Genomic DNA, 6,818 nt, shown 5'->3' on the forward strand with positions numbered 1-6,818 from the left:
ATTTCTCTTTTAAATTTATATTTGAGTCGCAAATAACAAACAACGACTTTTGATGAAAGTATATTAAAATAGAGCGAATTTGACCGAACTTGCTCGGTCAAATTTCAATTTTAGTGTAAATTTTCTATGTAGCTTAGAGCTGAAAGAGCAGCCATTGCGCCATCTCCCGCAGCGCAAACTACCTGCTTAGGAGCGTCTATACGGATATCGCCTGCGCCAAATAATCCAGGCACATTCGTTCTCATCTTAAGATCCACGATCATCTCGCCGTTTTCGCTCATCTCGCAAAGGAATTTGCCGTCATCTTGAAGCAAAATTTGATTATTTACGTTAAGTCCAACGAAAGTAAAAACTCCGGGTACCTTTAAGTCTCGCTCGCCTTCTTTAGTATTTAGAGTTAGTCCGCCAAGGCCCATTTTATCGCCGTAAGCCTCTTTTATTGTCGCACTTGTGACAAATTCGATCTTTTCGTTTTTTCTAGCCTTTTCTACGGTTGTAGGAGCTGCGCGAAATCCGTCTCGTCTGTGCACCAAATATACTTTTGAGCAGATATTTGATAGATAAATCGCCTCTTCAAGAGCCGTATCGCCACCACCTAGAACGGCAACTTCTTTGTTTTTATAAAAAAATCCGTCGCAAGTCGCGCACGTACTTACGCCTCTGCCGAAAAATTCGTCTTCGCCTTTAAATCCGGCTCTTTTAGGCGTTGAGCCAGTAGCTACGATAACGGCTTTTGCGTTCATCTCCTTGCCGTTTTCAAGAGAAATTTTAAAGCTTCCGTCTTCGTTTCTTGATACTTTAGAGACGTTTGCCGCTTCGTGTTTAAGTCCAAAGTGCATGCACTGCTTGCTCCAAGTACTCATGAAGTCAAGTCCGCTCTCGCCTGGGTTTTTTTGACCAGGATAGTTTTCTATCTCAGAGCTTCCAGTTATCTGTCCTCCGATCATTCCTCGCTCAAACATTACGACATTTCCAAGCCCGCCGCGAGTAGCGTAAAGTCCGGCACTTAGTCCGGCAGGACCGCCACCGATAATCGCTAAATCTAACATGATTTTTCCTTAAATTTTATTTATTTTTGAATCTTGTTTATAAATTTTATTATCCTGATGGATCACCTCAACACTACTTGGCAAAGTTGTAATGTTTAGGAGATTCATAAGCTTTAAAATAGTATTGATGTCTGATGTTATATAGCTTAAATTTCCTTCATTTGCGAGTCGTTTTTGAAATATGTCTATAGCAACTATAGGCAAATTTTTGTTTGAAATTTCTAAAATTTCATTTAAGTTAGGCATGTTTGAGCTAAATACGACAAGCAGAAATTTTTTATCTTTGGGAGAAAAAATTTCACTTTTTTCGTAAAAGATCAAAGAGCTAAAATCTATAAATTTATACTTTGAAAATCTGTAATTGTTAAAAGCAAAGACCGAAGCAACTAAAAATGCACCAAAAAACGATGCGAAAACAGATGTCAGGGGGAAAGACACCCCCCGTCTTTTTGCACTCATTAAAGAAGTGAGTTGATTTTATCCGCGATTGCCTGTTTTGATTGTGCTCCGACCATTTGCTCAACTACTTCGCCATTTTTGAAAAATAGTAGCGTAGGAATAGAGCGGATACCAAATTCTACAGCTAGATCTTGCACTTCGTCAGTATTTACTTTGCAAATTTTAGCTTTACCGTCAAATTCCTCGGCAAGCTCATCTATAACAGGTGCAAGCATTCTGCAAGGTCCGCACCAAGGCGCCCAAAAATCTACCAATGCAACACCCTCTTTAGCTATGTCGAAATTTTCCGATGTTAGTTCTATGTATTTTCCCATCTTTTTCTCCTTTTGAAATTTGGTTGCAATTATACATAAATAAGTTTAAATTTAAGATAATAAGAAAAATTATAAGCTGATATTTTTTATCCAGTTTATTTTATTATTCTCAATTGTTATCAGGTCAACCTGAAAATCGCTATTAAGACCATTTTTAAGCAGATAATAATCAACCGCTTTTAATATCTTTTGCATTTTAGAGCCGGTTAGCCTGTACGCCGCTTCATAATCGCCTTGAGTTGCTTTTACCTCTACAAAATGCAAAATTTCATCTTTTTTGGCTATGATGTCTATTTCTCCGAATTTACAGCTGAAATTTCGATCTAAAATTTGACATCCTTCTTTTTGTAAAAAGTCGCAAGCATCGCTTTCTGCGCTTTTCCCCAAAAGATATTCGCTAAGTCCCACTTAAGACTCAATCCTCATCATAAACGGCTCTTCTTTTACGAATTCTTGCTCTTTTAGTATTTTTACTACTCGTTTAACATCCGCTTCAAGGCTCGTATGAGTGGTAAAAAACAGCGTTGCGTCATCTTCTTTTTTGACGTGAGGCTTTTGCAAGAAGCTATCTATCGAGAGGTTATTTTCGCTCATCAAATTTGTGATTTTAGCAAGGACTCCGACCTTGTCTTCAACCTTTAGTCTGAAATAATATTTCGTTCTTATCTCGTCTTGCTCAAGTAGCTCTGTTTGCATGATTTCAAGCGGAGCTTTGTATCCCAGCATCGGGAATTTGATCTCTCTTGCGATATCGATTAAATCGCTTATAACCGCACTTGCCGTTGCGCTTCCGCCTGCTCCTGGACCATAAAACATAGTTTCATTTACCGCATCGCCGATTACGCTAACGGCGTTCATCACACCATCAACTTTGGCTATCATCTTGTCTTTTGGCACAAGCGCAGGATGGACGCGAAGCTCTATCTTGTCACCCACTCGTTTTGCTATGGCAAGTAGCTTGATGACATACTCAAAATCGTTGGCGAAAAATATATCCTCTTTTGTTATTTTCTCGATGCCTTCGATGAGTATGTCTTCGGGGTTTCCGTGCACACCGTAAGCTATACTTGCAAGGATTAACAGCTTGTGCGCCGTGTCAAATCCACCTATGTCAAATGTAGGATCAGCCTCTGCATATCCAAGCTCTTGAGCTTTTTTAAGCGCATCTTCAAATTTAACTCCGCCGTTCATCATAGAGGTAAGGATATAGTTGCTCGTGCCGTTCATTATGCCGTTGATCGATAGAATTTGATTCGCGCTCAGTCCTTCTCGTAGGACTTTTATGATAGGAATTCCGCCTGCAACGCTCGCTTCAAATCCAAAAGGAGTATCGCACGCTAAATTTTGCAATTTAAAGCGATGATACGCAAGAAGAGCTTTGTTTGCCGTTACGACAGCTTTGCCTCGCTTTAAAATTTCACTTACTACGCGGTAAGGCTCGTTTACTCCGCCCATAAGCTCTACATACACATCGATATCATCGCGATTTATGACGCTTTCTATATCATCGGTTAGCGGGATAGTCGTGTTTCTGGTTTTGTTTAAATTTCTAACCACGCCTATAACGGGTTTTATCTCTTTGCCGCTTCTTGCGGTGATTAGTTTTTGATTTTTTATCAGTATGTTGGCAACTTCTGCGCCGACGGTTCCAACTCCAAGTATCGCTACGTTCATTAAAACTCTTTAAGATATTTTTTGATATTTCTTGCCGCTTGTCTGATACGATTTTCGTTTTCTATCATCGCAAGTCTTACGTAGTCATTTCCCGCTTCGCCAAATCCGACACCGGGGCTTACCGCTACGCAAGCTTTTGTAAGAAGTTGTTTTGAAAATTCTAAACTTCCCATATTTCCTACTTGTGGAGGCAGTTTCGCCCAGATAAACATACTTGCGCTCGGTTTGTGCATCTGCCAGCCTGCGTTTGCAAACGCATCAAGCATGATTTCGCGTCGCTTATCGTAAATTTGACGAATCTCTTCAACACAGCTTTGATCGCTCTCAAGCGCGTAAGTAGCGGCAACTTGAATAGGTGTAAACATGCCGTAGTCAAACCATGATTTAATCTTTTTAAGTGCGGCGCAAAGGCGTTTGTTGCCGCATACAAAGCCGACTCTCCAACCGGCCATGTTGTAGCTTTTTGATAAGGTGTAGCACTCAACGGCGACATCTTTTGCACCTTCTACTTCAAAAATACTCGGCGTTTTGTATCCGTCAAATGTAAGATCCGCATAAGCGATATCCGAGACGATATAAAATCTCTCTTTTTTAGAAAGCGCTACTAAGCGCTCGTAAAAGCTCTTTTCAACGGTTACGGTTGTAGGATTGTGAGGGAAATTTACTACTACGTATTTTGGCTTCGGTGAGCTTGAGTTGATGGTGTGTTGTAAATTTTCAAAGAATTTATTCTCGTCAAGCTCAAATTTTTCGTTGTAAACCAATGGCATTTTGGCGACATTTCCACCTGCGATGATGAAAGCTTGCGTGTGTATCGGATATGCAGGATCAGGCACTATGGCGACATCGCCGGGGTTTATGATGGCGTGAGCAAGATGCACAAAACCCTCTTTGCTTCCCATTGTTGCCACAACTTCGGTGTCAGGATCTAAATTCACGTCGTATTTTTTCTTATACCAGTTGCAAATCCCAAGTCTAAGCTTATAAATTCCTTGAGATACGGAGTATCCGTGAGTTTTATCCTTTTGTGCGCTTTCGCAAAGCTTATCGACTATATGCTGAGGAGTTCTGCCTTCGGGATTTCCCATAGAAAAGTCGATAATATCATCTCCGTTTCTTCTGGCTGCCATTTTTATAGCATTAACTTCGGCAAAAACGTAGTTTGGCAAGCGCTCGATTGTATTGAAACGAATTTCGCTGAACATAAATTCTCCTAATTATTGTAAGTAAATTTTAAGACCTCTTTTTATATTTTCAAGGCTATTTAAATCATCTATTGTTATATATTTTGCATTTTTTGGGATAGCTAAGTTCATTTTATTTGTTTTTTTGGAATTTCGTTTTTCATCGATAAGGTTTAAGTTTTTATCCAAAATTCTAACCAGAGCAAACCAGCTATCGCCAGCTTGAGCGCTTATGCTGACCTTTGAAGCTCCGTTTATATCGATAAAATACGGCTCAAGCGGCTTTGAAAGCTCGATTTCCTTGCCTATTTCGACCGGAGTTAAATTTAGCGATGACTTTGAAATGTCTATCAAATACTTATAGCTAAATTCGCTTGTTCTTTCAATGCCTTCTATGAATGTGTTTGTCTCTTTTAAAGCCGTGTAAAGCGAACCCGGATCAAGCATAAATTTGGTATTTAGTCTAATGCCCCAAATTGCGCTATCCGCATTTGCAAATTCCGTCGTTAAAATTTCATTATAACCCAGACGACTTAACGCGTCTTTTAAAATTTTTATCATAAGCAGCGGCGATTTTTGTTCGCTAATAAAAACTATATCAAGATTGGCTTGATTTTTATATGAGAGTGTAAGAAGCGATTTTGACTTGAGTAAATTTGAAATTTTGGCTATATCGGCATTGCCGTTTTCGTCTATAAAGTCTCTGCCGTCGCCAAACAGGCTCGCTACTTTTGAGCTCTCTGAGCCAAGCAGACCGTTTGCTATGCTAACTACGTTTGAAGCGAAATTTAAAGTTGCCGCTATGGCCAATATGATAAATTTTCTTACCACTTTTTGCCCTTATTAAGCTCTACGAATTCATCAAAGGTTATAAGGGTTATTTTGCCTTTTTCTACGTGAAATCGCTTAGGATTTACCGCGTCAAATTTTATGTTTTCATCGCCTATGTTTAAAGTGATGTTTCCATGACCTGTTACTATAAGCTGTCTTTTGTTAGCTTCTATTGTTATTGGTTTCTCGCTATTTAGAGTTTTTTTCTTGCCGTCTTCAAGATTTATGATGCCGACCCAAACTTTGCTTTTAGGAGTTATTGTAAATTCATCTACATTTGAGGTTAAGTACTCATTAGAGCCGCTTTCTGCCACGCTTGCATTATTTAAATTTGTCGCATTTGCTTCATCTTTTAAATTTGTCTCAAGTGTTTCTTCTTTTGTTGCTTTTTCTTCTGTTTTTAACTCTGCTTCTTGGGTTTTTGTATCATCTTTAAGCTCTGATGTCGTATTTACCTCTTCTTTTGCCGTTTGATCGGCGATGATTAAAGCCGCTTCGGTTTGCTCGTTTATTTTTTCTTCTTTTTCGGATTCTTTTGGTTTTAAAGATGGTGAATTTGGAGTTAGGTTTGTGTCTTTTAACCCAAGGTTATTTTTAGCTTCATTTACTACTACGTTATTTGAGTAGCTTACACTGCGATTTTTATCTTCGAATAAATTCGAGATATTTCCTATGTATTTATATCCTTCAAAAAACCATATCGCAAAGCCGATTAAGATAAGTACGATAATCATCCAGAGCCATCCTCCAGATGATCTATGCCCATCTGCCGTGTATGCGGGAATTTTAGGCGATATTGTTATGGTTTTGTGCTTAACTTCTTCTCCGTGCTCCGCCATAAAGGCGTTGTATTCGTTTAGCCACTGCTCAAAATCAATATCGTATTCGCGCTTTAAAATTTTAACAAACCCATGCACATTCAGTCTTGCCAATTTTTCAAAATTTTTATCGGCGATATAGCCTAAATGTTCCGCTTCGATATGTGTTTTTCTACTTGCTTCGCTTAGCCCTATCTCTCGTAATATACTAATTTCATTCATTTATAATCCTATTGCAAATTATGGCAAAAGCTGCACTTACATTTAGCGAATCCCAGTCGTTTTTCATCTTTATGCCGACGCACTCGTCGCACTTTAGGATCGCTTTTTTTGGCATTCCTTCACCCTCGCTGCCCATTATGAGAGCCGTTTTTGAACCAAATTTCATCTCGTTTACGTTTTTGCCGCCACTTGCCGTCGCATAGAGCTTAAATCCGCTTTGTTTTAGCTCATTTAGCGCACTAAGACCGTCTTGGGCAAGTACGATAT

At 39.2% G+C, this 6,818-nt stretch carries 9 protein-coding genes; all 9 read right to left on the reverse strand.

Going from position 1 to position 6,818, the window contains the following annotated elements; all coding sequences use genetic code 11:
• Positions 1–110: 110 nt before the first annotated feature.
• Entirely contained in the window at positions 111–1,049 is a 939-nt protein-coding gene (locus tag CDOM16188_RS01015; protein ID WP_172197461.1) for an NAD(P)/FAD-dependent oxidoreductase, read from the reverse strand.
• Positions 1,050–1,058: 9 nt separating this feature from the next.
• Positions 1,059–1,508 (reverse strand): hypothetical protein, encoded by a 450-nt coding sequence (locus CDOM16188_RS01020; RefSeq protein WP_172197464.1) that lies wholly within the window; start codon positions 1,506–1,508, stop codon positions 1,059–1,061.
• Entirely contained in the window at positions 1,508–1,822 is a 315-nt protein-coding gene (gene trxA, locus CDOM16188_RS01025; RefSeq protein WP_169943053.1) for a thioredoxin, read from the reverse strand. Before trxA ends, CDOM16188_RS01020 begins: the two co-directional genes overlap by 1 nt.
• A 69-nt stretch (positions 1,823–1,891) precedes the next feature.
• Positions 1,892–2,230: a YraN family protein gene (locus tag CDOM16188_RS01030; protein WP_172197467.1), complete on the reverse strand. Its 339-nt coding sequence runs from the start codon at positions 2,228–2,230 to the stop codon at positions 1,892–1,894.
• Positions 2,231–3,496, reverse strand: a complete 1,266-nt coding sequence (locus CDOM16188_RS01035; protein WP_172197470.1) for a homoserine dehydrogenase — start codon at positions 3,494–3,496, stop codon at positions 2,231–2,233.
• Entirely contained in the window at positions 3,496–4,701 is a 1,206-nt protein-coding gene (locus CDOM16188_RS01040; protein ID WP_172197473.1) for an LL-diaminopimelate aminotransferase, read from the reverse strand. The genes CDOM16188_RS01035 and CDOM16188_RS01040 overlap by 1 nt, the downstream gene beginning before the upstream one ends.
• Positions 4,702–4,713: 12 nt before the next feature.
• Complete coding sequence (locus tag CDOM16188_RS01045; RefSeq protein ID WP_172197476.1) at positions 4,714–5,511, reverse strand: hypothetical protein; 798 nt, start codon at positions 5,509–5,511, stop codon at positions 4,714–4,716.
• A complete protein-coding gene (locus CDOM16188_RS01050; RefSeq protein ID WP_172197479.1) occupies positions 5,505–6,551 on the reverse strand; it encodes a phosphatidylglycerophosphate synthase in 1,047 nt (348 codons plus the stop codon). Before CDOM16188_RS01050 ends, CDOM16188_RS01045 begins: the two co-directional genes overlap by 7 nt.
• Positions 6,544–6,818 (reverse strand): TrmH family RNA methyltransferase (locus tag CDOM16188_RS01055; protein WP_216656200.1); only part of this gene is annotated, 275 nt, incomplete at its 5' end. The genes CDOM16188_RS01050 and CDOM16188_RS01055, both read right to left, overlap by 8 nt.

Origin of the sequence: Campylobacter sp. RM16188 (assembly GCF_012978795.1) — a bacterium.
GTDB lineage: Bacteria > Campylobacterota > Campylobacteria > Campylobacterales > Campylobacteraceae > Campylobacter_A > Campylobacter_A canis.